Annotated in this window: 21 protein-coding genes; 8 read left to right on the forward strand and 13 right to left on the reverse strand. The window is 40.5% G+C overall.

The window, feature by feature from the left end; translation table 11 throughout:
- Nucleotides 1-141 precede the first annotated feature (141 nt).
- The 10 genes from QFX10_RS06015 to dhaS form a co-directional block, all read right to left on the reverse strand.
- The gene (locus QFX10_RS06015) at nucleotides 142-855 is read right to left on the reverse strand and encodes a sunset domain-containing protein (protein ID WP_280605370.1); all 714 of its coding nucleotides are present in this window, start codon (nucleotides 853-855) and stop codon (nucleotides 142-144) included.
- Nucleotides 856-956: 101 nt separating this feature from the next.
- Nucleotides 957-2,636, reverse strand: a complete 1,680-nt coding sequence (locus QFX10_RS06020) for an IS1182 family transposase (protein WP_280607239.1) — start codon at nucleotides 2,634-2,636, stop codon at nucleotides 957-959.
- A 153-nt stretch (nucleotides 2,637-2,789) separates the two neighbouring features.
- Nucleotides 2,790-4,367, reverse strand: coding sequence for a glycerol-3-phosphate dehydrogenase/oxidase (locus QFX10_RS06025; protein WP_280605371.1), 1,578 nt, complete (start codon nucleotides 4,365-4,367; stop codon nucleotides 2,790-2,792).
- A 17-nt stretch (nucleotides 4,368-4,384) separates the two neighbouring features.
- Nucleotides 4,385-5,884, reverse strand: a complete 1,500-nt coding sequence (glpK, locus tag QFX10_RS06030) for a glycerol kinase GlpK (RefSeq protein WP_280605372.1) — start codon at nucleotides 5,882-5,884, stop codon at nucleotides 4,385-4,387.
- Between the two features lie 29 nt (nucleotides 5,885-5,913).
- Nucleotides 5,914-6,321: a hypothetical protein gene (locus tag QFX10_RS06035; RefSeq protein WP_280605373.1), complete on the reverse strand. Its 408-nt coding sequence runs from the start codon at nucleotides 6,319-6,321 to the stop codon at nucleotides 5,914-5,916.
- A 197-nt stretch (nucleotides 6,322-6,518) separates the two neighbouring features.
- Nucleotides 6,519-7,226: an MIP/aquaporin family protein gene (locus tag QFX10_RS06040; protein WP_280605374.1), complete on the reverse strand. Its 708-nt coding sequence runs from the start codon at nucleotides 7,224-7,226 to the stop codon at nucleotides 6,519-6,521.
- A 5-nt stretch (nucleotides 7,227-7,231) separates the two neighbouring features.
- Nucleotides 7,232-7,606, reverse strand: a complete 375-nt coding sequence (gene dhaM / locus QFX10_RS06045; protein ID WP_280605375.1) for a dihydroxyacetone kinase phosphoryl donor subunit DhaM — start codon at nucleotides 7,604-7,606, stop codon at nucleotides 7,232-7,234.
- Entirely contained in the window at nucleotides 7,603-8,184 is a 582-nt protein-coding gene (dhaL, locus tag QFX10_RS06050; RefSeq protein ID WP_280605376.1) for a dihydroxyacetone kinase subunit DhaL, read from the reverse strand. The genes dhaM and dhaL overlap by 4 nt, the downstream gene beginning before the upstream one ends.
- A 28-nt stretch (nucleotides 8,185-8,212) precedes the next feature.
- A complete protein-coding gene (gene dhaK, locus QFX10_RS06055; protein ID WP_280605377.1) occupies nucleotides 8,213-9,208 on the reverse strand; it encodes a dihydroxyacetone kinase subunit DhaK in 996 nt (331 codons plus the stop codon).
- 99 nt (nucleotides 9,209-9,307) lie between these two features.
- On the reverse strand, nucleotides 9,308-9,832 hold the full coding sequence (gene dhaS, locus QFX10_RS06060; RefSeq protein ID WP_280605378.1) for a dihydroxyacetone kinase transcriptional activator DhaS: 525 nt from the start codon (nucleotides 9,830-9,832) through the stop codon (nucleotides 9,308-9,310).
- Nucleotides 9,833-10,011: 179 nt separating this feature from the next.
- Between dhaS and QFX10_RS06065 the strand changes: the two genes are divergently transcribed.
- The 3 genes from QFX10_RS06065 to QFX10_RS06075 all read left to right on the forward strand — a co-directional run bounded on the left by QFX10_RS06065 (nucleotide 10,012) and on the right by QFX10_RS06075 (nucleotide 13,076).
- Nucleotides 10,012-11,382 (forward strand): glutamate--cysteine ligase, encoded by a 1,371-nt coding sequence (locus tag QFX10_RS06065; protein ID WP_280605379.1) that lies wholly within the window; start codon nucleotides 10,012-10,014, stop codon nucleotides 11,380-11,382.
- A 54-nt stretch (nucleotides 11,383-11,436) separates the two neighbouring features.
- The gene (locus QFX10_RS06070; RefSeq protein WP_280605380.1) at nucleotides 11,437-11,937 is read left to right on the forward strand and encodes an SA1002 family membrane protein; all 501 of its coding nucleotides are present in this window, start codon (nucleotides 11,437-11,439) and stop codon (nucleotides 11,935-11,937) included.
- A 290-nt stretch (nucleotides 11,938-12,227) separates the two neighbouring features.
- Entirely contained in the window at nucleotides 12,228-13,076 is an 849-nt protein-coding gene (locus QFX10_RS06075; RefSeq protein WP_280605381.1) for a homocysteine S-methyltransferase family protein, read from the forward strand.
- Here QFX10_RS06075 and QFX10_RS06080 read toward each other — a convergent pair.
- From QFX10_RS06080 to QFX10_RS06090, 3 genes are all read right to left on the reverse strand, one after another.
- The gene (locus QFX10_RS06080) at nucleotides 13,008-14,663 is read right to left on the reverse strand and encodes an IS1182 family transposase (RefSeq protein WP_280607240.1); all 1,656 of its coding nucleotides are present in this window, start codon (nucleotides 14,661-14,663) and stop codon (nucleotides 13,008-13,010) included. The genes QFX10_RS06075 and QFX10_RS06080 overlap by 69 nt on opposite strands.
- A gap of 136 nt (nucleotides 14,664-14,799) precedes the next feature.
- Nucleotides 14,800-15,966: an MFS transporter gene (locus QFX10_RS06085; RefSeq protein ID WP_280605382.1), complete on the reverse strand. Its 1,167-nt coding sequence runs from the start codon at nucleotides 15,964-15,966 to the stop codon at nucleotides 14,800-14,802.
- A gap of 96 nt (nucleotides 15,967-16,062) precedes the next feature.
- Entirely contained in the window at nucleotides 16,063-17,400 is a 1,338-nt protein-coding gene (locus tag QFX10_RS06090; RefSeq protein ID WP_280605383.1) for an aspartate aminotransferase family protein, read from the reverse strand.
- Between the two features lie 175 nt (nucleotides 17,401-17,575).
- Here QFX10_RS06090 and QFX10_RS06095 point away from each other — a divergent pair, with 175 nt between their 5' ends.
- The 5 genes from QFX10_RS06095 to QFX10_RS06115 all read left to right on the forward strand — a co-directional run bounded on the left by QFX10_RS06095 (nucleotide 17,576) and on the right by QFX10_RS06115 (nucleotide 22,459).
- On the forward strand, nucleotides 17,576-18,490 hold the full coding sequence (locus QFX10_RS06095) for an amidohydrolase family protein (RefSeq protein WP_280605384.1): 915 nt from the start codon (nucleotides 17,576-17,578) through the stop codon (nucleotides 18,488-18,490).
- A 359-nt stretch (nucleotides 18,491-18,849) separates the two neighbouring features.
- Complete coding sequence (locus tag QFX10_RS06100) at nucleotides 18,850-19,524, forward strand: putative quinol monooxygenase (RefSeq protein WP_280605385.1); 675 nt, start codon at nucleotides 18,850-18,852, stop codon at nucleotides 19,522-19,524.
- A gap of 12 nt (nucleotides 19,525-19,536) precedes the next feature.
- Nucleotides 19,537-20,655 carry a low temperature requirement protein A gene (locus QFX10_RS06105; protein ID WP_280605386.1) on the forward strand — a complete coding sequence of 373 codons (1,119 nt, stop codon included), beginning with the start codon at nucleotides 19,537-19,539 and terminating at the stop codon, nucleotides 20,653-20,655.
- 53 nt (nucleotides 20,656-20,708) lie between these two features.
- Nucleotides 20,709-21,332: a GNAT family N-acetyltransferase gene (locus QFX10_RS06110; RefSeq protein WP_280605387.1), complete on the forward strand. Its 624-nt coding sequence runs from the start codon at nucleotides 20,709-20,711 to the stop codon at nucleotides 21,330-21,332.
- A gap of 95 nt (nucleotides 21,333-21,427) precedes the next feature.
- On the forward strand, nucleotides 21,428-22,459 hold the full coding sequence (locus QFX10_RS06115; protein WP_280605388.1) for an oxidoreductase: 1,032 nt from the start codon (nucleotides 21,428-21,430) through the stop codon (nucleotides 22,457-22,459).
- Nucleotides 22,460-22,603 lie beyond the last annotated feature (144 nt).

A 22,603-nucleotide genomic window follows, 5' to 3' on the forward strand; every position in this document is an offset into this window, starting at 1 on the left:
AATTAGATCTTACTGAAACATAAACTCAAAGTACAAATACTAATTCAGCGATACGCAGTTGAGGGCTTATTTCTTTATCTAAAAAATTTAGAGCAGACGTAAAAAGCCAGTTGGACTCTGATCCAACTGGCTTTTGGGAGCTTAACGCAATGATTTACGGTAACCGGCTGCTTGAGCTTCAGCTTCGGAGTTGAAGTAGACCGCATTTTCAGAATTCATGCGGTAGCCGCGCTGACCTGGTACATGATAGATCTTGCTTCGTGAATTACCGACGATCACACCCTGGGCATTAGCATCTGCTGTATTGAGATCACCATTATTGACTGGTGGATTTGGATTAGTAGGTGCAGTCCCAGTGTTATCGTTATTTTGCGCAGGTGCTTGTGCAACGGTTTGGTTCTCACTTTGGGCTTGTGCTTGGCTAGCTGCTTGTTCGCTAGCTTCTTTAGCACTGCTTTCGCTGGCAGCTTTGGCTAGACTTTCGCTAGCAAGACGTTCACTTTCTTGTTTTTCAGACTCTTTTCGAGCACTGGCTTCAGAACTTGCTCGTGCTTCGCTTTCGCTTTTGGCCTTAGCGAGTGAAGCCTCTTTTTCAGATTCACTTTTAGCTTTGGCGCTTTCTTCTGACTCACGTTTAGAAGAAGCTTTAGCGCGCTCTTTTTTGACTGACTTGCTTGTTTTTGCTTGGTTCGTAGTCGTTTTTTCTGTTTTTTGAGGTAGCGCGCCGATGAGTAAAAATGAGAGGATCAAAACGGCGATACTTCCAGAAAGAAAACGTTTATTAGGCTTTTTTCTCCAAAAATACCAGCTAGAAAAAATGCTGGCTAAAAAAATAAGGGCTAAAAAACTGTCCATACTAAAAATAACTCCTTTATATAAATATATATTCTTAATTTTATCTTAAGTTGTTTATATGTATCAACTTTTATTAACAGAAATTTAAGAATAAAAAAGAGCTATTTTTGCGTATTTGATATATGTAAGCAAAAAGAGGCTGTGACATAAGTAGTCTCTATAAGAGAAAAGTATCTCAGAAATCGAAAATTTGATTTCTGAGATACTTTTTCTTTACGTATTTTGTTTATCTTGGTCACTACTGTGACTAATTTGTTGATATTCATTGCCAAAACTACAATGCCCATTTCCTTTTCGACTCTTTCGCTCCCCCTAACTGAGAATCGGTTGAATCCCAAAGAAGCCTTCAATCTTCCAAAAACAGGTTCAACATCAATTTTGCGCCGTGCATAGATTGATCCAGTATTAGAAGATGAAAGTAAAGCTCGTTGTTGTGCTTTAAAATATTCCCAGGCATTATTGACCATGATCTTCCTTACGTGTCCACTTTTAGTTAAGGCTCGGGGATCTATCAAATGATCATCATCAAATTTTTCAGCAGTATATACTTTAAAATCTCTAGTAAATCCATACTTATCAGTTCTTTTAGAATAGTTTGAAAAATTGAATCTAACACCGTTAAGGTCTAAATAATAGTCATCTTTTTCATTATAAGACCAATTCATGATTTTATGATCATCAGTTTTCCATTTGCGACTATTCTCTTTGAGCATTGTCCCATAAGGGATCAAAACGGTGCGATCACCGTAATTATCGTCACAAAAACGATAATTACTCTCAGAACCATACCCAGCATCAGCAACGATAGTTGAACCAAGTACGCCATTGTCATTCAAATGGTCAATAAAAGTAGGAAGCGTTCTTGTATCAGTTGGATTAGCAAATAACTTATACCCGGTAATAAACTGGTTACTAGTAGCAATTTGAAGATTATAAGCAGGTTTTAGTTGTCCGTTTAACATTGGATCTTCTTTTACACGCATAAAAGTAGCATCATGGTCAGTTTTAGAGTAACTATTTCGTTCTCTAAGGATGTCTTTTTGTTTTTGGTGATTTTGCATTTTTTCTTTACGCGTTAATAGTTTTTTGTAGGTTGCCTTTAATTTTCGACGTTCTTGTTTCGCAGGGTTCGGCGATACTTGTCTAGTTTCTTCGACTTTTTGATCTAAAGCAACTAGATAATCTTCAAACTTGGCAATTATTACATCTAATGCTTCCAAAGTCAGGTCAGATCCTTTGGGGATCTTTCCGATAACTTTAGCTTCGTGGAGCTCGCCTAAAAGTTCAACAACTTTTTGACGATTGAGCTCATCAAAACGAACGACATTTTTCTTCCAGACAAAAGAATACTTATTAGCATCCGCAAGGATCTTCGTACCGTCAATGAAAGAAATGTCATCAATCAGATTATGTTTTTTTAGAAAAGCTGTCAATTTAGTTAAACTCTCTTGTGTTAAGGTAGCTAACTCATCAGAGATCCGAAAACGACAAATAGTTCGATAAGAAGGGACTTGATCAGCGATCAACCAACCAGCAGGCTTATTTTCGCGAGCAAATCTCTCAATTTTTCGACTACTAAAGATACCATAGCTATAAGCAAGTAAAGTGAGCTTTAGCATAGCAGCTAGATCATATTCACGAGGGCGTCCAAATTGATAGTTATACTTGAGTTCTAAACTTTCAACAAGTTCATTGATGTAGAGAGCTGGATGATTTTTTTCAGGAATATATTCTAAAGAGATGTTCAAAATAGTCTGATTAATGTTATAATGACTGTGTATCATTTTATGTTATCCTTTCGAGGGTAATTGTGAGGTAGCCGGGCGTGGCTACCTTTTTTCTTTGATTATAATTCAAAAGCTGGATATATGAAACACGAAGGTTTCCATACATCCAGCTTTATTTTGTAGACTTATGTCACAGCCTCTGCCTACTTATTCTAAAATATAACCATCAGCCAGCTCGTTAAAACTTTGGATCTGGGCTTTTTCCCATTCTTCGTCTTTTTTCAGCTCTTTTGCCATGATGTGTGCGACTTTTGGCGCCATCTCTTTAGCAACACGAGCATCTAAGAAGAGAGCTCTGATCCGTCTAGCTAAGACATCGTCTAATGTTTGCGCCATTTCAGCACGCACGGCCCAGACAACTTGAGCGCCGGTGAATTCATACTTTGGATGGAGTCGTCCAGCGAGGCTTGGATCGTTTTGTTGAAGTTCTAAGATCTGTTCTTGATCACTGCCATAAACGTACATCCAATCTTTGCGCTCGGCTTCAGTCGTTTGCTTAGCACCATGGATCGGTAATGTTTTTGTCTGACAAGGTCTTTCAGGAAGATCAGCAACTTTTATCGCAAGATCGACTGTTTCTTCTGCCATTTGGCGGTAAGTCGTCCATTTTCCACCTGTGATCGTGATCAGACCTGACTCAGAGCTAAAGAGTTTGTGGCTTCGGGAGATCTCTTTTGTTTTATCGCCATCACCTTCTTTAGGTGCAGCTAACGGACGTAACCCAGCATAGGCCGTCAAGACATCTTTTCTTGTCGGTTTTCGAGTCAAATATTTACCAGCCGTCTCTAAGATAAAGTCGATCTCTTCTTCTAATGGACGCGGTTCGAGCACAAACTCAGTCAAAGGAGTATCGGTCGTGCCTAAGATGACTTTGTTATGCCAAGGTACACAAAACAACACGCGTCCGTCAGACGTTTTAGGGATCATGATCGCATCTGTTCCGCCTAAGAAAGATCCATCAACGATCAAGTGGACTCCTTGTGAAGGACGAACAGAAGGTTTATGTTCTTTGACATCCATCGTTAAGATCTGATCGACAAAGATCCCGGTAGCATTGATGATCGCTTTTCCATAAAGATCAAAAGTCTCACTAGATAGTTCATCTTGAACTGTGACACCATTTACTTTAGCAAATTTTTTATGCAACTTAGTCACTTTAGCGTAGTTGAGCACTAGAGCTCCGTATTCAGTTGCAGTTTGCATCAAGTTGATCGCTAATCGTGAATCGTCGAATTGACCGTCGTAGTACATGACACCCCCGATGAGCTTATCTTGTTTGATCTGGGGGATCGCTTGGATGACTTGAGCTTTAGAATAGCTTTTTGAGTGGCCGATATTTAATTTTCCAGCTAAAGCGTCGTAAACTTTCATCCCGATGCCATAAAATGGTTGGTCAAAGAGGCGGTAGTTAGCGATGATGAATTTTTGTTCTTTGACAAGGTGCGGGGCGTTTTGGGCCAGACGTCCGCGTTCATGTAAGGCCTCACGAACTAAACGAATATCGCCTTGAGCTAGGTAACGAACGCCACCGTGGACGAGCTTAGTCGAACGACTCGAAGTTGATTTAGCAAAATCGTTTTGTTCGACTAATACTGTTTTATAACCCCGAGAAGCTGCGTCGACAGCTACACCTAAGCCAGTTGCACCGCCACCGATAACGATCACATCAAAGTCGTTAGGGTGTGCTTTCAGTTTTTGGATGGTCTCTTTTCGTGAATTTAGCAAGTGTATCCCTCCTTAGTCTACTCAAATAAACGGGTTGCCTGGACTGCTTTTTTCCAACCGGCATATAATCTGTCTCGTTGTTTTTGATCCATCAAAACTTCAAAACGCCGCCCTTCAGAGGTGACTTGTTTGAGCTCATTTAAGTCTTTCCAATACCCAACGGCTAAGCCAGCGAGAAAGGCGGCGCCTAAAGCAGTCGTTTCTAGATCACCTGTGCGTTGCACGGGAATATTTAAAATGTCAGCTTGGAATTGCATGAGGTAGTTATTATTAGTTGCGCCTCCATCGACTTTTAAAACAGGGATCTTGATCTGAGTATCATCTGCCATCGCTTCTAAAATATCACGAACTTGATAAGCGATCCCTTGTAAGGTGGCTTTGACGAGATCTTTTTCAGTCGTCCCTCGTGTCAATCCAAAGATCGCGCCCCGAGCTTCTTGATCCCAATACGGCGCTCCCAGACCGACAAAAGCAGGAACTAGGTAAACTTCATCATCATTTTGTGAGGCTAGAGCTAAGGCTTCTGAGTCACTTGCTTTTTCGATGAGTTTTAAGCCATCGCGCAACCACTGGATCGAAGAACCAGCCACAAAAACAGAGCCTTCAAGGGCGTAGTTGATCTCACCGTTGATCCCATAAGCGATCGTTGTCAGTAAGTTATTTTGAGAAAGCTTGGGCTTTGTTCCAGTATTCATCACGATAAATGAACCAGTTCCGTAAGTATTTTTGACCATCCCAGGTTCAAAAGCGATCTGTCCAAAGAGAGCAGCTTGTTGATCGCCTGCCATTCCCGCGATCGGGACTTTTGAGCCAAAGAAATGATAAGTTTTTGTCAACCCGTAGATCTCTGAATTAGAGACGACCTTTGGTAACATTTGGGCCGGGATGTTCAAGAGCTCTAAGATCTCTTGGTCCCAAGTGAGCGTATTGATATTAAAGAGCATCGTACGACTAGCGTTTGAATAGTCGGTCACATGGACTTTGCCGTCTGTTAGCTTATAGACGAGCCAACTGTCGATCGTTCCAAAAAGCAATTCACCTTTTTCGGCACGTTCTTGTGCTCCGGCAACGTGATCAAGGATCCAGCGGATCTTAGTTGCTGAAAAGTAAGAATCGATGATCAAGCCTGTTTTTTGGTGAATGAGATCGGCATAGCCAGCTTCTTTTAATTGATCTGCGATCGCAGCTGATTGGCGCGATTGCCAAACGATCGCATGGTAGATCGGAAGTCCAGTTTCTTTTTCCCAGACGACTGTCGTTTCCCGCTGGTTGGTGATCCCGATCCCTGCGATCTGGTGGGGCTTGACTCCTGATTCGATAAAGGCCCCGGCGATCACTGATTGGACTGAGTTCCAGATCTCGTTGGCATCGTGTTCGACCCAGCCAGCTTCAGGGAAATATTGCGTGAATTCTTTTTGACTCGTACCAACGTGGTTACCAGCATGATCAAAGATGATCGCCCGTGAACTCGTCGTTCCTTGATCGATCGCCATGATATATTGCGCTTGGTTATCCATAAGAAGCCTCCTTTATTTTTAGAAAAATTTTAGTGTGCAAGTGGATCTTGGCTAGAAGGGGTGGTGCTGTTATTATTTTGGAGCTCATAGCGCTTTTGAGCTTCTGTTTTAGTCTGCGTGCCATTGACTGTATCTTTGAAACTGACTTCGACTAATTCGATAAAATCATCGACTGATCTGACTTCGGGATGAGTATTTAAAATAATACTGTAGACAAAAAAGAGGACTGGGACTAAAAGTAGTAGACCAAACACGATGAGCGCACCAGGTCCAAGGTGAGCGGAGTTAGCATAATTGGCATTAGTAACGGGATAATTGAAATTAGGTGTCTGACTAAAACGTTGTTGTTCTTCTGCCATCCGATCTAAGTAGAATTGCTGTTCGATCGGATCTTGGCTTTCCATAAATTTTTTGAGATAGAAATTAGAACGATCCATTGCAAACACCTCACTTAGATATAGGTAAAATGTAAACAAAAATAGAACTAAAAAACTTGATATAATCAACGTTGTAAACGTTTTCTATAACTATTCTAACTAGTCTAAACGCTAAAAGTCAAGTTACCAAACTGCATAAAATCAGCTAAAAAAATAGAACCAAAGCCTAAATACTTTGGTTCTACCACGAACTTGTCTTAGCCTTGCAAAAAAACATGCAAGAAACTTGCTAAGATCCCGCCGCAAAGTGGACCTAGAAGTGGGACCCAAGCATAATTCCAATGGGCGTCAGCTTTATGAGGGACTGGTAAAATGCTGTAAGCTAGGCGTGGCATGAGATCACGCGCCGGATTTAAAGCAAAACCAGTCGTTCCCCCAAGTGTTTGCCCAATGACCATGATCAAAAGCCCAACGATCAGTGGTTTTAGACCTTGAGTGAAATCACCGAGGTTTAATAAGATCAAGATAAAGAAAAAGGTCGCCAAACATTCGCTCAAAAAGTTAAAGATCGGGCGGTCTAACGCGGGACCAGTCGCAAAGATCCCCACACTATTGCCTTCTTTGTTTGAAGTTGCTTGAAATTGAGGATAATAATATAAAATGATCAGCGAAGCTCCGACAAAAGCCCCCAAAGCTTGTCCAAGCAAATAAGGTAAAACTTCGCTCCAAGAAAAAAGTCCTGCACTGGCAAAGCCTAGTGTCACTGCTGGATTCAAGTGACCTTGTGAACCTAATTCACCGGCTAGATAGACGCCAAAAGTAACTGCCATGCCCCAGGCTAACGTGATAAACATCCAATTTTGTCCGCGGGCATAGTTATCTTTCAAATTGACTCCAGCACCACACCCAACGCCAAATAAGATCAAAACTAGTGTGCCAAAAAATTCACCTAAAAATCCAGTCATCAAGATCAACCTCCTTTGATCTTTAAAGGTCGCAGTTGTTCTACTACTTTAGCTAAACTTACACCGGCTTGTAAAAGAGAGGCAGCTGTATAGGCGCCTTCGATCAAAGCAACATCATAGAGGTGGACAGGTTTTTCACTAAATTCGCTAGCCAGTTCTAAATTCATTTTTGCGCTTCCTAGATCATAAAAAGCTAAGATCTCAGAAGCTGAATTTTCCTCGAGTGCCAAACTGATCTTTTCTAAGCTCGTCCCGATCTCATCATCGTCTGTGCCGCCCGCATAAGTCAAAGGAACATCTGGGGCAACTTGGGCTAGGAGGCGGGTGAGACCTTGGGCGATCTGGCTGACATGTGAAACGATCAAGATTCCATAACTCATAAACGTCCCTCCGCTTCTAAAAGAGCCTCAAATAAGTAACCACTTGAAACGGCCCCGGGGTCCAAATGGCCGATCGAACGTTCACCTAAATACGAAGCCCGTCCTTTTTTAGCTTCGAGGTCTTTAGTCGCTAAAACAGCTTGTTCGATCTGTTGTGAAGTGAGCTCTGGAAATTTAGTGACGACGACTTCCCAGACATCGACCAGCGTTTTATCACCTAGTTTAGCGCCGCCACGTTTTTTGATCCCTAAAACAGCAGCCTGTAAAAGTTCAACTAAGTCGGTCGTTTGCTGGCTTGTCTTGGCCATTTCTAAAAAGGCCGTACCATAAAGCGGACCGGCAGCACCGCCAACTTTGCTGATCAAAGACATCGCGATCAGTTTGAGACTGGCTGTCAGCTCTGTTGGATGTTTTGTTTGCAAAGCTTCGGTGACTGCGACCATTCCGCGGGCCATATTATTTCCGTGATCACCATCGCCGATCGGTGTATCGAGTTCACTCAAATAAGATTTGTTTGCGCTTACCTTTTGTGCGAAAAGTTCCATCCAATTATTTAAAGTTTCTACTGTTAGTTCCATTTATCTGACCTACCTTATATCAAAATTTTTACCATGCGATCGTAGCGACAGGATAATTGAGATAGTCGAGCCATTTAGCATCGTCAAGCTCAAGTAAAGTCAAAGAGATCCCTGCCATCTCAAGGGAAGTCATGTAATTTCCTACTTTACAAAAGACCGGTGTGATCTGTTTTTCTTTGAGCCATAAAAAGGCGTCGTGGCTAACGATGTATTGTTCCATCAACGGTGTAGCGCCCATGCCGTTGATCAAAAGGGCATATTTTTTAGTTGGTGTTAAAACCAAAGCTTCATCGAGTTTACCAAGCATTTCGGCGACAAGCTCTTTAGCTGGACGCAATTTTTCACGCCGATAACCTGGTTCACTGTGGATCCCAACACCGTATTCGATCTCATCTTCGGCGAGGACAAAGCCTGGTTTGCCAACTTCAGGGACTGTTGCAGCACTCAAAGCAACACCGATCGTCTTTAATTTTGGTAAGATCGCTTGGGCCAGTTGTTCAAGCTCAGTCAAGCTTGCCCCTTTAGCAGCGGCTGCTCCTAAGAGTTTGTGCATGAGAACTGTACCAGCAACGCCACGGCGTCCTTGGGTATACAAACTGTTTTCGACTGCGATATCATCATCGACGATCACAAAGCGCACATCGATCCCATCCAATTCGGCCAGGTCTTTAGCCATCTCAAAGTTCATCACGTCGCCAGAATAGTTTTTGATGATCAAAAAGACACCATGACCAGTATCACTGGCTTTGATCGCTTCGTAGATCTGATCGGGTGTTGGTGAGGTGAAAACTTGACCGCAAACCGCGGCACTCAGCATTCCTGGACCTACGAAACCAGCATGGGCTGGTTCATGCCCGCTTCCACCTCCACTGACAAGGCCAACTTGACCTTGCATCGAAGCTTTATCGTGGCGGATGACTGCCGTTGTTTCTGGGAGTTGCTCTAAATACTCAGGATAAGCTAACACAAGACCTGCGACCATTTCAGAAACGACTTGACTTGGTTCATTGATGATCTTTTTCATGATAAATTTCCCTCCATTCAATTTATCTGATCTATCATTATTATATAGTGTAAGCGCAAACATAATAATGGACAGATCGCAATTTTTGTCCGGTACGACTTAGGTCCGTAAGGCAAATTCAAGTGCATTGATGACTTTTTGGGCTAACTCATCGTATTCTTTAGCTGATGGTGAAAATAAAACATTGGTCATCGTATAAGTCAGACCTAAACTATACGTCTCGATAAGATCATAGGCTTTTGCTTCTTTAACAAAGCCTTTTTGCTTCAAGACATGTAAGAGCAAGACTTGGAAATGCCAAGCAAGTTCTTTGACGACATCGACTTCTGTTTGACTTTGTAAGATGCTTCGATAAAAATTAGCGTTTTCTTGGATGTCAAAAAAGACGAGTGTGATGATCTCTTGCCACGGTAGATAATCAAGATTATTTTCGATATCATCTTGCATCATCGTCTTGAGCGTCCAAGTCAGTAAGTCATATTTGTCTTCAAAATGATCGTAAAAACTTTGGCGTCGCATTTGAGCTTGGTGCATGAGTTGTGCCACACTGACATGTTCGAAGCCTTTTTGTTCGACTTGCTGTTTAAAGATCTGGGCGATCTTTTGCTTTGTCTGTTTTGACATAGTGGTTCCTTTCTAGCCCTAAGTTAACTTTATTTTACTTGAGTCTATTGGCCTTGTCATTTGATAAGAAAGGTTAAATTTAAATAAAACCATTTCTTATTTTAATTAAAAAATATATTTAAAAATTAAATATCAAATAGTATAATATTAGTTATTTTAAAGGGTAAGGGGATGAGCAGATGTTTAGTAAAATTGGAGAATTGATCTTTGAAAATGAAGCTGTTTCCAAGACTTCAGATTTTAAAATGGGGCTTGAAGTTGAGATGCATCGTGTCGATGGGACTGGAAATTTGAGTGAAGAACCATATCCAGCTGCAATCGGAGATCAAAAGATCAATCCGTGGATCACCAATGATTTTTTAGAGACGATGTCAGAAGTCGTGACTCCAGCAGCTAGTAACGCTTTAGATGCGATGCACTACCTTTATAGCATCAATACGGCTTTGCGGACTGCACTGTCACCAGGGGAATTTTTATGGCCGTTATCGATGCCACCTAAGCTTACACCTGAACGGATCAAGATCGCTCAAGCAGGACCTGAAAAAGAGCGCTATTTCAAAGAATGGCTCAAACATCATCGCGTAGCTGAAGGTGCCCCTTGTGGCGCGCATATCAACTTGAGTATCGATGAACGTCTGATCACAATGGTCTATCAAAAGATGCCTGAAAGATTTGCTGATGAGAAAGCTGTCAGGAATTACTTATATACGATCGTTGCTCAAGGCTTTGTGCGTTATCGCTGGTTATTGACCTATCTTTTTGGCGCAAGTCCGATCGCAGAAGGCAATTATTTTGAGGCTGGTAAAGAATTGAAACGTCCAGTCAGAAGTTTGCGTCAAAGTCGAGAATATGGCTTTGGGTCTAAGTTTACGCCTGATTATACTGATCTGGAGCATTATGTGCAGGTGATCGAGCGCGCTGTCGCCAAAAAAGAGATCTATACTGCTGCACAATTCCACGGACCTGTGCGCTTTAAAGGTGCAACTGAGCTCAAGCAACTCCAAAAAGAGGGGATCGCATACTTAGAGTTGCGCATGCTCGATCTTGATCCGACCAGTTATGTTGGGATCAGAACTGGGACGTTACGTTTTATTCGTTTACTTGCAAGTTACTTTATCATGAGTCCTGCGTTAAATAAAAATGAAGTTTTTGATGCTTTAGAAGTGGCAGAAAGGCGTAATGAGCTTGTCGCTTTAGAGGATCCAACCAAACCTAGTCAATTAGCTGAGGCTGCCACAGCTTTGATCGAACATTTGAAAGTTTACATCGACTTGATCCAAGCTGGGCCAGAATATCAAGAGTTGATCGAAGATATGGAGTATCGCGTCAAGATCCCGATGAACACACCTAGTGCCCGCCTAGTCCGCAACATTAAAGATGGTTCTTTAACTGAATATGCTTTAAAACGAGCTAAAGGTTATCAAAAGTCAGCTCTCTTAGCGTTGCATCCATTCCGTGATTTTGAAGATCATGCTAAACTGTCCGCAAATGAGCTCAAAGCCAAACTCTTTCGTGGTAGTTGGGAACCACAACATAGAGAAGAGATTTGAGATGCTTTTTTGGTCGTGCCCAATGTATAATTGAGAAAAATAGTAGGTAAAAACATGTATTGGATCTTATTTAGCGCACTACTCTTGCGTTTAGCTTTTAAGTATTTTCACAAGACAGATAACTGGCTAGTTCTTCGCTCGTTAGGATTATTGGCAGGGATGCTCATCGTAAACATATTATGCAGTAGTCTTTTGTTATTAGGTATTTTATGGATCGATCAACATTCACAACTTTTAGAAAAGAGTTCGAGCTTCAGCATTTTAGCTTTTGTGACGTTTATTACAGGGATCATTTTATATTATGCTTTAGCGCTTTTTCAGCGGCGCTTTCGCTACTCGAAAAGTATTTTGACGCTGATCGAATACTATATCCAATGGATCCTAGTCTTTGTCACGTTGTATCAGGTGATCTTTGAGGATCAATTCAAAAATGTCGCTCAAATAAAGAAGCTTTCACTATTAGCCCCGACCGATCTGATCGTGGGGCTGTTTCCAGCTCTGATCTCTAGTTGGATCGCGATCGTTTTATATAAGCTCACGCAAAATGAATTATAAAAGCGGTTATAAGTAACTTCTGATGACCTTTGGTGAGTTTAAGTGGTCCTGGACCCAAAAGTATTTTGGGCGATCAGTTTTTGTAGACAGCTAGTCTCGTGAAAATAAGATTTTAAAACAAGTTAAAGCGTAGTATAAAGCTTATTTTGTACAACAGATTTAGCAAAAGAAAATCTTGTAAATTTTAGCTGAAGTTATTTTGGGTGAGTGCCTCTTGTATCAAGCACTTAGCTAAAGTAGCTGAACTCAGATGCAAGTAAGCTTCAATGGAATTAGAAAGGAAGTAAAAATTGTTTGAGATACCGAAATTGATCGCTAGTACGCCCGAACCACTTTTAGAAAGTGTCCCAGAGATATTAGGCGAGTTAGACGAGATCTATGCCTATCATCGCCAATGTTTGGCGCATGGAGCGCAAATGCTTGAGACACTCACTGCTAAACAAGGTGTGGCGCATCTATTAGCTAAAGGACAAAGTAAACGACAAGCTAAGGCTTTGCTTGGGATCGCTGTTGATGTAGCTTTGAAAGCAGCTGAAGATCACGCTAAAGAAACAGGCGAGCTTCCGCTTGTCGCTGGTGTTTTAAGCCCGTATGGGTTGCAAGTCGCTCAAAAAGAATACTTACTGAACAAGGCGCAGTATTTAGATTTTCATCTTGAGACTTTACAAACGCTATTAGAGCAAGGACCAGATTGTTTAGGTCTTGTGTGGCAAACAAAGCTGTCTGAACCAGCTGCTGTTCTTAAATGGTGCACACAAAATGTGCCACGGTTACCCGTTTACGTGACTTTATGCTTAAAAGATGCCAAAACATTGAGCGATGGAACTGATCTAGTTGAGGCGCTCAATGTTTTGGCAAGTTTTGAACAAGTCGTTTCCTTAGTGATCGCCACTTGTCCAGAAAACGAGCTACTGCAAGCGGTAAAGAGCTTTAAAGAGACGACAGCGTTACCTGTGAGCGTGACTAATGCTCGAAAAGATCTAAATGAGCTGACAAAGGTGCTTCAAAAAGGTGTTACGAGTTTAGCTAACCCAACACTTTTACGCTTGCAAGTTGCTAAAAAGAGCCAGTTAAAAATAAGAGGCTGTGACATAAGTAGTCTCTATAAGAGAAAAGTATCTCAGAAATCGAAAATTTGATTTCTGAGATACTTTTTCTTTACGTATTTTGTTTATCTTGGTCACTACTGTGACTAATTTGTTGATATTCATTGCCAAAACTACAATGCCCATTTCCTTTTCGACTCTTTCGCTCCCCCTAACTGAGAATCGGTTGAATCCCAAAGAAGCCTTCAATCTTCCAAAAACAGGTTCAACATCAATTTTGCGCCGTGCATAGATTGATCCAGTATTAGAAGATGAAAGTAAAGCTCGTTGTTGTGCTTTAAAATATTCCCAGGCATTATTGACCATGATCTTCCTTACGTGTCCACTTTTAGTTAAGGCTCGGGGATCTATCAAATGATCATCATCAAATTTTTCAGCAGTATATACTTTAAAATCTCTAGTAAATCCATACTTATCAGTTCTTTTAGAATAGTTTGAAAAATTGAATCTAACACCGTTAAGGTCTAAATAATAGTCATCTTTTTCATTATAAGACCAATTCATGATTTTATGATCATCAGTTTTCCATTTGCGACTATTCTCTTTGAGCATTGTCCCATAAGGGATCAAAACGGTGCGATCACCGTAATTATCGTCACAAAAACGATAATTACTCTCAGAACCATACCCAGCATCAGCAACGATAGTTGAACCAAGTACGCCATTGTCATTCAAATGGTCAATAAAAGTAGGAAGCGTTCTTGTATCAGTTGGATTAGCAAATAACTTATACCCGGTAATAAACTGGTTACTAGTAGCAATTTGAAGATTATAAGCAGGTTTTAGTTGTCCGTTTAACATTGGATCTTCTTTTACACGCATAAAAGTAGCATCATGGTCAGTTTTAGAGTAACTATTTCGTTCTCTAAGGATGTCTTTTTGTTTTTGGTGATTTTGCATTTTTTCTTTACGCGTTAATAGTTTTTTGTAGGTTGCCTTTAATTTTCGACGTTCTTGTTTCGCAGGGTTCGGCGATACTTGTCTAGTTTCTTCGACTTTTTGATCTAAAGCAACTAGATAATCTTCAAACTTGGCAATTATTACATCTAATGCTTCCAAAGTCAGGTCAGATCCTTTGGGGATCTTTCCGATAACTTTAGCTTCGTGGAGCTCGCCTAAAAGTTCAACAACTTTTTGACGATTGAGCTCATCAAAACGAACGACATTTTTCTTCCAGACAAAAGAATACTTATTAGCATCCGCAAGGATCTTCGTACCGTCAATGAAAGAAATGTCATCAATCAGATTATGTTTTTTTAGAAAAGCTGTCAATTTAGTTAAACTCTCTTGTGTTAAGGTAGCTAACTCATCAGAGATCCGAAAACGACAAATAGTTCGATAAGAAGGGACTTGATCAGCGATCAACCAACCAGCAGGCTTATTTTCGCGAGCAAATCTCTCAATTTTTCGACTACTAAAGATACCATAGCTATAAGCAAGTAAAGTGAGCTTTAGCATAGCAGCTAGATCATATTCACGAGGGCGTCCAAATTGATAGTTATACTTGAGTTCTAAACTTTCAACAAGTTCATTGATGTAGAGAGCTGGATGATTTTTTTCAGGAATATATTCTAAAGAGATGTTCAAAATAGTCTGATTAATGTTATAATGACTGTGTATCATTTTATGTTATCCTTTCGAGGGTAATTGTGAGGTAGCCGGGCGTGGCTACCTTTTTTCTTTGATTATAATTCAAAAGCTGGATATATGAAACACGAAGGTTTCCATACATCCAGCTTTATTTTGTAGACTTATGTCACAGCCTCTTATTTTTTTGGTGTTGACTTAAGTAAAAAACGAGAGCCGTAGCTAAAAGCCCATAGATCCCACTGACATAGCCAACTTTATCTAAACTAGCATATTGGACAGTTTGAGCAGCAGTTAGCGATCCAAGTGAGATCCCGATATTAGCAAAGATCGAATTGAGCGAAGAAGCGAGGTCAAGTGATTGAGGATAGTTTTTTTCAGCGATATCTAAAAACAACAATTGTGTTGAAGAACCATAACTTGCAAAAGTTACACAAAGTATCGCGATGATACAAGCGGCAAGCCATTTGAGACCAAGTAATGGTCCAAGCAAAAAAGATAAACAAGTCATCGTGATATAAACGCTTCTTAGCCGTAAGAGCCCACCATTTTCGGCCAAATATCCGCCAAATTTATTCCCAATGATAAAGAAGATCCCCATCCCAAATAACAACCAATTGAGCCAAGTATTATCAAACCCCATCTCATTTGTAAAGAGCGGGCGGATATACGTATAGATCGTGTAGTCAGCTGCACACACGCAGATGACAAATAAGACACCTAAAATAATTTGGGGTTCTTTTAATAAAGTGAATTGGTGCTTCAATTTGCTCTTGTGTTGTGGTGTATCACGGGGAACGAGCCAAAATAATAAGGCTAACGCAAGGACCGTGATCCCACTGATCATCCAAAAGCTATCGTGCCAAGAAAAAGTCGTACTGATCAAAGTTCCAAGTGGGATCCCGATGATCGAAGCTAAGCTAAAACCTGCAAAGACCCAGGAGACGAGACTGGCACGTTTTTCGCGGGGCGCAATGTAATTTGCCATCACTAAAACAAGCGAGATGATCGCACCTGAGACGCTGGCAGTCAAGATCCGTGAGAGTAAAAGCGAAGTGAAATCCGTCGCAAGAGCAGTCCAAGTGTTGCCAAGCAAAAAGACGCTTGTCAACAACAACAAAACTTGGTGACGTTTGAAACGTCCGGTAAAAGCTGTGACTAACGGGGTACATAAGGCGTAAATGATCGCAAAAACTGTGACTAACAACCCTAAAGGTGCAAGTGACATCTGATATTCAGTGGCGATATCAGGTAAGACCCCAACAATGATGTATTCATTACATCCGAGCATAAAAGCGATAAAAACAAAAAGATACGCTTGTAAACGATATCTCATAAATAATACCTCTGACTAAAAAGTCAAACCTTTCTATTTAGAATTGCATTATCAATTCTAAATTCTAAATGATTCGACTTATTTTGACTAGTTAGATCACCAGCCTAATTCAGTAGCATTTTGAGGTAAAGTCAATTTCCCTTGTTTTTGGGCGTTAAAGGCGGCTTCGATGATCGTAAAAGCTTTCTGGAGTTGAGCTTTTGTGATCACAAGTGGTGGTTGGAAACGCAAGATGTTTCCGCGCAAACTGATCATAAGTGCGCCACGTTCAAAAATCGCAAAGATCAGCTGAGTTGCGAGCATTTGCGAAGGTTTTTTAGTCACAGGATCAACGATATCGATCCCACCGTTTAAGCCATACATCCGTACGTCACCGATAAAATCATAAGTTTTCTGGGCTTGCTTGAAAAATGCTTCTGCTAGCTGACCGAGTTCTTTTGACCGAGTTACAAGTTTTTCTTCTTCGATGACTTCTAAAGTGGCTAGCGCTGCGGCACTAGTGACTGGATTACCCGCTGTAGTAAAAAGATGAGCTGGAGCATCTAGAGCTTCTAAGATCTCAGCACGGCCTAAAACAGCACTAAGAGGTAGACCACTAGCCAATGATTTGCCGACTGTGACTAAATCTGGTTCTAGACCAAAGTGTTCGATCGACCACCATTTGCCAGTCCGACCGAGTCCTTGATTGACTTCATCGACGGCAAACAAGATCTGGTGTTTTTTAGCGAATCGATAGACTTTTTCTAAAAAAGTTGGTGGGGCTTTGACGATCCCACCATCGCCTTGGATCGGTTCGATCAAGATCAAAGCGACTTCATCTGGTGGTAAGTATGTCTCAAACGGATGGAGGAATTCTTCAAACATCCGCGTCACAAATTGCTCTTCAGTCTCGTAGTCTTTTTTCTTCCATGGATCAGGAAAGGGAACTTTGATGATCCCAGGTAATAATGGTCCGATCTTTCTTGTCATATTTAAACTGACTGCTGAAGCGCTCAGAGCTCCATAAGTCGCACCATGGTAAGCACCAGTAAAAGTGACGATATATTGCCGTTTGGTATAGGCGCGTGCAAGTTTGATCACTGCATCGTTTGCATCAGAACCAGAATTACCCCATAATAACTTGACTGGACCTGAGATCGGAGCTAAAGCTGTTAGTTTAGCTGTCAATTTGGCGGCAGTTTCGTTAGCAAAATAAGCTGGTGTATATTGGATCAAACGTTTTGCCTGCTCTGTGATCGCTTGTACGACTTTAGGATGTGAGTGGCCTGTATTGGTTGAAGAAGCAGAAGCTAAAAGATCGATATACTCACGTCCAGTAGCGTCTTTTAGGAGAGCTCCATTACCTGAGCTGATCACGATGTCGAAATATTTGATCCGCGATTGAGTGGCCAAATGTTGACTTTCGATAGCAAGTAAGTGTTCATTTTCTGACATATAGCTGTCCCCTCTCTTAAAATAAGATTATTTTAATTATAAATACATTAAAAATAAATTCAAGTTATTTTGCGAAGATTTCATGTTAAGAAAAGAAAAAACAATAGATTTGATGCAACTTTAATTAAATTTTTGCTATAATTAAACTAAAATCCTTGAAGGAAGTGAGTATGTGATGTCTAAAAAGATCGATGTCTTTGCGCATGTTTTGCCACCACGTTTTCGAACGCAAATGTTGGCTAAAGTGCCAGATGTTTTAGAACGGTATCCTTTTATGCAACATCCGCTTTTGAGCGACTTTACTTTGCGCAAACAGCACGCGCGCCCAGAGGAACTTCAAGTTATCTCAAATGTAAATCTCAATCCTGAAGACTATTTTGGACCGAAAGAGGCCGCGCGTTTATGTCGTGAATTGAATAATGAGCTAAGTGAGCTTGTGACGACGCACCCAGAGCTTTTTTATCGTGCAGTCGGAGCTGTGCCACTAAATAATATGAAAGCGACAAAAGAGATCTTGGCTGAGATCGCGACTGCAAAAGAACTTTGTGGGGCACAGATCTTTACCCGCGCTTTAGGTAAGAGCATTGCCGATGAGAGTTATGAAGAACTTTTTGCTACAGCAGCTAAATTACATTTACCGCTCTGGCTGCACCCGATTTTTGACCAACGCAAACCAGATAATAACATCATTTTTAGTTGGGAGTATGAATTGAGCCAAGCGATGCTCGAAATAGTCCAAGCAGGCTTGTTGACTAAATATCCAGAATTAAAGATCATCGTACACCATGCTGGTGGGATGGTCCCGTATTTTGCTGGGCGCATCGAACATATTTTACCAGCTGAGCAGGCTAATGCTTTCAAAGCTTTTTATGTCGATACGGCGTTATTAGGAAATAAAAAAGCTTTAGAATTGGCTGTTGCTTATTACGGCGAGAAGCATGTTTTATATGGGACTGATGCCCCACTTGGGATCGCACCGGCTGGCGCAGGTCGAGCGATCCAGCAGGCGCTAGTAGCTGCTGATATTTCTTCTGCACAGTTAGAGCAGATCTATTTTAAGAATTTTGAAAGAATACTTGCCAAGAAATAAGCAATTGTTAGTAAAGATGTAGTATTCGTAAGAAAGATAAAATGTGAGACGAATATTAGGTCAACGATGAGGTTAAAAATCAGAAACATCAGACAGAGCATTTGTTATCGCTGTGGCACGATCTAGCTCGAGAAAAAAGTTCAGTTTTTGATCTTTTAGCTTTATTGAATCAAAAGGAGACTGGGAAAACAGCCCTAGGCTATCAAAGGCAGTCTTCGCCTTACTGCCAGTGAGTGAGAAGATCGACGTTGCTGGTAGTAAATAAAATTAAGAAAGGAAAAGCTATATTTCTTTCTAAGAATATGATCATTTGAGCTAAATGATCATGTTGGCTCACATTATATATAGCAGGGGATCTGATGAATTTGACTGAGCCACCCTTGATCAAAATGTATGATCTAGTGCTCAAACCAGAAAAACAAGCTGAATATCTTGTTTATGGAAAACGCAATTTAGAACTTTCGATCCAAACAGAACCACAGACTTTAGCAATGCATGCACTTCAAAAAGAAAATGATACTTTTCATAAAGTTGTTTTTGAGATCTATACTGATCTTGCAGCACAAAAGCGTCATCAAAATGCACCGCAGTTCAAAAAATATGCGGCTTTTGCCAAAGATGCTCTAGTCGAGAAAAATGAGACTGAACTTATTCCTGAGTTGTTATTGGAAAAGGTCGATTTTTTGAGCGGTAAAACCCACGCACCGTTACTTGTGCGCCTAGCTCGTTTGAAGATCAAAGATCGACATATGGCAGCCTTTAAAGCAGCTGTTTTTAGTGAGATGCGCCAAGCGATCGCTTTAGAAACAGGTGTTTTAGCGCTGTATGCTACTTCACTAAAAAATGAACCAGATGTCTGGCTTTTTTTAGAGTTTTACCAAAATGAAGTGGCGTACCAAGCACACTTGAAAACACCACATTTTGAAGAATATCTAGCTAAAACAAAAGACGCACTTGAAAAAAAAGAGTTGCAAACATTGCGGGAAGAAACACTTGTCAGTCAAGGTAATATTGATTATGAAAGAAAGCGTTAGGGGGAAAACGTTATGCAAGTCATGCACAAAAAGGTCGAGCTGACTGAATTATTTTATGATCTGGTTTTTGTCTATGCGATCTCGCAGATCACAAAGATCTTACATCATACTGAAAATGAACAGCATCTTTTAGAAAATTTTGTGGTCTTTGCGATCGTCTTAGTCGTCTTTTTGAACACTTGGATGATCCAGACCGTCTATACGAATCGCTACGGCAAAAATACTTTACGCGATATTTTATTTTTCATGCTTGATATGGCGATCGTTTTATTTATGTCAAATTCATTTACGGGACCTTTGGCAAACTGGTTTTATCCGTTTACCTTTGCGACTGGCGCCTTGACGTTGACGCTTTGGCTCCAGTATCTGCTAGTCTATTTGACTGCTAAAGATCCAAATGATCGTCAGATCGGCAAGTTGTATTTGTGGATCTTAGGACTAAAAGCAGCCTTTTTATTTAGCAGTTTGTTCTTTAGCTTGAACTTAGCGATCATCTGGGCGCTTTTAGGGACATTGCTTGGTTGGATCATGCCGAGTTTTTTTACAAAGGCAATGCGCCAACGTCCGATCAATTTTCCGCATTTACTAGAGCGGCTAACGCTGATCACGATCATTGTTTTTGGTGAGACATTAGTTGATATTGCCCCGTATTTTACAGTAAAAACGTTGGATCTGTGGTCAGTTTTGATCTTTGCGATCGTTTCAGCTCTTTTTATGACATATATTGCCCAGTTTGACCACTACATCGAAGAAAAGCGGCATGCTGAATCAGGGGTCTTGTTGATCTATTTGCATTATTTGATCTTATTTGGATTAAGCTTGATCACAGTTGCCTTGAGCTTTATTCATGAGGAACATTTTGCTAAAAGTGTAGCGATCACATGTTTATATATCGGATTAGGGCTCTTTTATCTTGGTATTTTATGTGGTTCGCGCTATAATAAGACGGGCCTCTCCCCAACAAAGAATTTGGCATTTGTATTTGTCGTCTCTCTTGGGCTTGGAGCAAGCCTTAGTTATTGGATGGCAAGTTTTAGTGGGATCGTAGGGGCAACATTTGGAGTCACACTAGCTAATGCGCTGAACTATATTTGGAACTTATGGAAGAAACAAAACGTTGGAGAACAGTAAAAGCCTAGCTAGCTCAGCTAGGCTTTTTTACATGATGATAAGTAAGGATGGCTATGATGGAAGTAAATTTAAGATTGATGCAAACAAGTGATTATGAAGAGCTTTTAAAACTCGTGATCGTAACGTGGGATTACCGTTCTTGGGTCCAGCCTGAACTCGTTTACCCAATGGCAGAATTTTTTTTGAGTGACCTTTTACAACGTTCCGATCATATCGTGATCGCTACTGTTGATGGAACTTTAGCCGGTGTTTGTGCAGGAGATATCATTGATCTCACTAAGTTACAAAGTTTTAGCCGAAGACAAAAATTAAAAGCACTCGGTGAGATCTTACAGCAGACTGAAAAAGATTCGATCTTTGAAAAATATATCCAAACTTTAGCGTTAGATGAAGTGCTTTTGCGAGAGAGCAAGCATGAATTTCCTGCTAGTTTGAATCTGTTGATCGTCAAAGAAGAGTACCAAGGTCTTGGGATCGGAGGTAAACTCTATTGCGATTTTTGTCAATATTTGAAAAATAATGATGTCCATTCTTTTTATCTATATACTGACGATTCTTCTGATTATCGATTCTACGAACATCAAAAAATGGAAAAGTTAGCACAAAAAGATTTTTATTGGAAACCCAAACAACGTGCTGAGCGCGAGACTTACTTTATTTACGGCAAGTATATTTAAATTTTTTTATGATTTAATCTTTACATTTTTGTCGTTTTTTGTTAAATTTAGTGGGCAAAAAAGATTATTCTAGTGAAAAGAAAGGGCTTGATCTTATGTCAATGCTTTTATCGCCTGTAGTGATCGCTTCTTTAAACTTGAAAAATCGAGTTGTGATGTCGCCGATGCGCACATATAGCGTTCAAACGGGAGATGGAAAATTAAATCCACTTCATTTTGCTCATTATGGCGCACGTGCAGTTGAACAAGTCGGTTTAGTCGTTATTGAAGTGACAGCCGTTGAACCCAATGGTAGAACGACCGCCCGAGATCTTGGATTATGGAATGATGAACAACAAAAAGAACTAAAAAAACTTGTCGACTTTTTACATAATTTAGGAACAAAAGTCGGGATCCAGTTAGGTCATGCGGGACGAAAAGCACAAGATAGCGTTAATATCGTTGCACCAAGTGAAACAGCATATAATGAAACGACGGCCTGTCCAACTAAAGCTACTGAAGAAAAGATCCAAGAGATCGAAGCAGCTTTTGTCAAGGCAGTTAAACGTGCAAAGGCTGCAGGAGTAGATATGATCGAGATCCAAGGCGCAAATGGCTTTTTGATCGATGAATTTTTGTCACCGTTAGTCAATCAAAGAACAGATGCTTATGGTGGTGACCTAAGGAAAAGATATCGTTTCTTACATGAGATCGTAACTGCGATCAGGCATGAGTACGATGGATCGTTGTGGGTCAGACTCTCACTTGATGATTACGTTGAAGAAGAAGAGCAAAATAAACTCAACGAATGGCAACAAGTCGGACAATGGCTAAAAGAAGATGGAGCAAGTTGTATCAGTGTCACGACTGGAGGCTTGATCGATAAAAAACCAGATCATATCTATACTGGATGGCAAGTACCATATGCTAGAGCAATGAAAGAAAAAGTAGCGCTTCCGATCGCTGTTAGTGGGATGCTACTTGATCCAAAATTGTGTGAATATATTTTAGAGACACGGCAAGCAGATTTGATCTTAGAAGCGCATGTTTTTGAACAAAATGCTAGCTGGATCGCAGATGCGACTGAAGAATTCCATGAAGGAACTGACAGTTATGCTGATTTTGAGCGGCATTTAGATGAAATTTAAGATAACTATTAGGAAATAGGCGGATTTTATTGAAGCCTATTTCCTATTTTTTAGCTCAAAATCAACTTTTTAAATTAAAGAACGATAAGATAAATAAAATAATTATTGAAATTTAACGATCAAGAAACACATAATTATAAGTAA

The organism is Ligilactobacillus faecis, from assembly GCF_029889745.1.
GTDB lineage: Bacteria > Bacillota > Bacilli > Lactobacillales > Lactobacillaceae > Ligilactobacillus > Ligilactobacillus faecis.

Bases quoted from the DNA above. Each gene is read 5' to 3' on its own strand.
- QFX10_RS06040 (WP_280605374.1), bottom strand. From the start codon at position 7,226: ATGACTGGATTTTTAGGTGAATTTTTTGGCACACTAGTTTTGATCTTA.
- glpK (WP_280605372.1), bottom strand. From the start codon at position 5,884: ATGGATAACCAAGCGCAATATATCATGGCGATCGATCAAGGAACGACG.
- QFX10_RS06115 (WP_280605388.1), top strand. From the start codon at position 21,428: ATGTCAATGCTTTTATCGCCTGTAGTGATCGCTTCTTTAAACTTGAAA.
- QFX10_RS06105 (WP_280605386.1), top strand. From the start codon at position 19,537: ATGCAAGTCATGCACAAAAAGGTCGAGCTGACTGAATTATTTTATGAT.
- QFX10_RS06085 (WP_280605382.1), bottom strand. From the start codon at position 15,966: ATGAGATATCGTTTACAAGCGTATCTTTTTGTTTTTATCGCTTTTATG.
- QFX10_RS06090 (WP_280605383.1), bottom strand. From the start codon at position 17,400: ATGTCAGAAAATGAACACTTACTTGCTATCGAAAGTCAACATTTGGCC.
- QFX10_RS06035 (WP_280605373.1), bottom strand. From the start codon at position 6,321: ATGGATCGTTCTAATTTCTATCTCAAAAAATTTATGGAAAGCCAAGAT.
- QFX10_RS06065 (WP_280605379.1), top strand. From the start codon at position 10,012: ATGTTTAGTAAAATTGGAGAATTGATCTTTGAAAATGAAGCTGTTTCC.
- dhaK (WP_280605377.1), bottom strand. From the start codon at position 9,208: ATGAAAAAGATCATCAATGAACCAAGTCAAGTCGTTTCTGAAATGGTC.
- QFX10_RS06110 (WP_280605387.1), top strand. From the start codon at position 20,709: ATGATGGAAGTAAATTTAAGATTGATGCAAACAAGTGATTATGAAGAG.
- dhaL (WP_280605376.1), bottom strand. From the start codon at position 8,184: ATGGAACTAACAGTAGAAACTTTAAATAATTGGATGGAACTTTTCGCA.
- QFX10_RS06095 (WP_280605384.1), top strand. From the start codon at position 17,576: ATGTCTAAAAAGATCGATGTCTTTGCGCATGTTTTGCCACCACGTTTT.
- QFX10_RS06015 (WP_280605370.1), bottom strand. From the start codon at position 855: ATGGACAGTTTTTTAGCCCTTATTTTTTTAGCCAGCATTTTTTCTAGC.
- QFX10_RS06100 (WP_280605385.1), top strand. From the start codon at position 18,850: ATGAATTTGACTGAGCCACCCTTGATCAAAATGTATGATCTAGTGCTC.
- QFX10_RS06070 (WP_280605380.1), top strand. From the start codon at position 11,437: ATGTATTGGATCTTATTTAGCGCACTACTCTTGCGTTTAGCTTTTAAG.
- dhaS (WP_280605378.1), bottom strand. From the start codon at position 9,832: ATGTCAAAACAGACAAAGCAAAAGATCGCCCAGATCTTTAAACAGCAA.
- dhaM (WP_280605375.1), bottom strand. From the start codon at position 7,606: ATGAGTTATGGAATCTTGATCGTTTCACATGTCAGCCAGATCGCCCAA.